This window comes from Chitinophaga sp. (assembly GCF_036569125.1).
Classification (GTDB): domain Bacteria; phylum Bacteroidota; class Bacteroidia; order Chitinophagales; family Chitinophagaceae; genus Chitinophaga.
In genome coordinates, this window is record NZ_DATCRF010000573.1 from 1 (window position 1) to 3017 (window position 3017).

Sequence of the window (3017 nt, forward strand, 5' to 3'; positions counted from 1 at the left end):
CTGTACCATCCCAGCTTAGCCATATTGATCCAGCGTTGCAGCTTAAAAGAGGCGCTGATGGAATCTTTACCAGGTGGTATGATCAATTCTTTGGTTTGGCTTTTATATTCAGGCCCGCGGGTAAAGGTTACATGGTAGCGGCCGGGGGCCAGCATAATATGTTCCCCGCTGCTGCGGTATACCTGTGGCTGGAAAAAGAAATCGGGGTATTCATCGTAGGCGGCCACACGCCGGGAGGGCAGGGGATAAATGCCGGTGAGCGTTTTGGAAGGTTCCCCGTATTCATTCTCCGCCAGGCTTAAACGGTAGTTGTCGCCCATATCATACGGCACACGGTCAACACCGTCAGTAATGGTGAAAGAGGCCATGGCCGGGCTGCCATCTTCATCCTGCACCTGCAGCACCACTTTTACGGCCGGGCGTATGTTAAACAGCACAGGTATGCTGTTACGGAAACCAATATCCTGCGTGCCCTGGCCAATGTGAAAGCCCAGATCCGCCTCTTTGGGCCCGGCCTCTTTGCTGTACACCTGCACTACAGCATATTCCAGCGGAAAGCCGGAGAGGTTGGGCAGCAGGGGCGGGTTGCGGTATAGCTGTATCTCTAAAAAACGGTTTTGCACCTGGCCGGCGTTCAGCTTGTGGGCCTCCGGCACCGGGCGGTCTGTAAAAGTGGCCATGTGTAAAGCCGGCAAAGCATTGGCGCTGGCAGGTTCCAGCCGGGCAGTAACGCCGGCCTGGTTATGCACTTTTACCAGGAAGCTGGTCCACCCGCTTTGTGTAAGCACTGCTTTTGCCTGGCCCCGGCTCACTTTTACCCGTGCCTCCGGGTTAATATCTACCATGGCCAGGCAAAAAGGATCCAGGATCTTTTGCACCTGTATGGCGGTAGCCGGCGTAAGTTTTTTTTGCTGTAAGGCCTGCAGCTGCTGTGCTGCTGCCGGCGGCAGGGCGCTGCCCAGGAAAGCTAATGCCTCCTGCAGGCGCAAAGCCTGCGCCAGTAAGGGCTGCGGCTGAATATCCTCAATAACATCTGTTGGCGGTGCTGCCTGTTGGGCAAATAAGCAAAGGGGCAGGCAGCTGGCTATCAGGAGGAGTACTTTCATAATGCAGGTGGTTATCTTACTAAAAATGCTAAAAAAAGACGGTAAAGTCAAGATAGTTGACCAGATAAATAATTGATTGCGTAATAGTTATATTTCTTACGCCATATTAATATTGGCAATCAAACGGTCTTTAGCTACTTTTGTGCATTGCAAAAAACAAACTGTCTAATTCTCATACCGTCACACATGTACGATATCTGTTGCGTAGGGCATATCACCTTAGATAAAGTAGTTACCACCAAGTCCGTAGTGCATATGTCGGGCGGCACCTCTTTTTACTTTTCCAATGCCATCCGGAATATGGATGTGAAGTACACCCTGGTTACCGGGCTGGCGGAAAGTGAGATGCATGTGGTGGAAGAGCTGCGGGCTAAAGGTATTGAAGTATTTGTAACGCCCAGCGCACACACGGTATATTTTGAGAATATTTATCCTGAGAACCAGGACCACCGCACCCAGCGCGTATTACAGAAAGCCGATCCCTTTACGGTTGAACAGCTTTCTGCCGTGCAGGCCAGGTACTATCACCTGGGGCCTTTACTGGCCGATGATATGCCGGTAGCGCTGATAAAAGCCCTGTCTGAAAGAGGTAAGATATCCCTGGATGCGCAGGGTTACCTGCGTAAGGTGGAGAACAGGAATGTAATACCCATTGACTGGCCGGCAAAAAAAGAAGCTTTACAGTACATAGATATTTTAAAGGCCAATGAGCATGAAATGGAAGTGCTCACCGGTCATAAAACTGTGCCTGAAGCGGCCCGCGTACTGGCCGGCTGGGGTGTGAAGGAAGTTGTGATAACGCTGGGCAGCATGGGTTCCGTGATCTTCCATAACAATACGTTTTATGATATTCCCGCATACAGCCCTACCACGGTAATAGATGCTACCGGTTGCGGGGATACCTACATGGCGGGTTATTTATACCAGCGCAGCAAAGGCGCCGGTTTTAAGGAGGCAGGCGAGTTTGCCGCTGCCATGGCCACTTTAAAAATTGAATCCTCCGGCCCTTTTACCGGTACCCCGGAAGATGTGGAAGCCCTGCTGGCCAACAGCAAGGAGCGCGTGATAGCTACCCGTTAATATTCCCTTTTACAGCAGTTTTGCCATGCAACTTTTGGGGCGGGAAACCGTCTTTTTAAAAAGCTTTGTTATGCCACGCATACTGCATCTGCTATTTGTATTACTGATCCCTGCCAGCCTTTTCTCACAACCCCAGCCGCAGGAGCTACAGCGGTTAATAGACAAAGCCCGTATACCCGGCCTTTCCCTGGCTTATATTAAGAATGGAAAAATAGCACAGCTGTACACTTTAGGTGTGCGCAGCGCCGATACCAGGATACCGGTAGACAGCATCACCGTGTTTTCTGCCGCCTCCCTCAGCAAATGTGTATTTGCCTATGGGGTAATGCAGCTGGTGGATGCCGGTAAGCTGGACCTGGACAAACCCCTGTATAACTACTATGACTACACGGATCTTAAACACGATGAACGTTATAAACAAATTACGGCCCGGCAGGTATTAAGCCATACCTCCGGCCTGCCCAACTGGCGGCAGGGCGATCAGCTTAACTTCCAGTATAATCCCGGTGAACGTTTCCGGTACTCCGGTGAAGGATTTGTGCTGCTGGGCAAGGTAGTAGAAAAAATTACCGGGCAGGCTATTGAGGACTTTATGCAGCAAACCGTGTTTAAGCCCCTGGGCATGACGCACAGCAGCTATATATGGCAAACGGCTTTTGAAAATGATTGCGCTGTTCCACATTCGGATATAATGCAAACCAATACCAGCTGGCATCCCACGGAGCCTAACACAGCCGCTTCCCTGCAAACAACGGCTGCAGATTATGCAAAGTTTGAAATGGCCTTGTTGAACAAACGCGGGTTAAAAGCCGCCACTTTCCAGCAAATGTT

Annotated in this window: 2 protein-coding genes and 1 pseudogene; 2 read left to right on the forward strand and 1 reads right to left on the reverse strand. The window is 50.7% G+C overall.

Going from position 1 to position 3017, the window contains the following annotated elements; genetic code table 11:
• Positions 1-1106 (reverse strand): annotated as a pseudogene (locus tag VIM87_RS21580) (hypothetical protein); the annotation flags it as partial.
• A 186-nt stretch (positions 1107-1292) separates the two neighbouring features.
• Here VIM87_RS21580 and VIM87_RS21585 point away from each other — a divergent pair.
• Complete coding sequence (locus VIM87_RS21585) at positions 1293-2186, forward strand: PfkB family carbohydrate kinase (protein ID WP_331999013.1); 894 nt, start codon at positions 1293-1295, stop codon at positions 2184-2186.
• Positions 2187-2256: 70 nt separating this feature from the next.
• Positions 2257-3017, forward strand: a 761-nt coding sequence (locus tag VIM87_RS21590; RefSeq protein ID WP_331999014.1) for a serine hydrolase domain-containing protein, incomplete at its 3' end; no start/stop codon positions are given.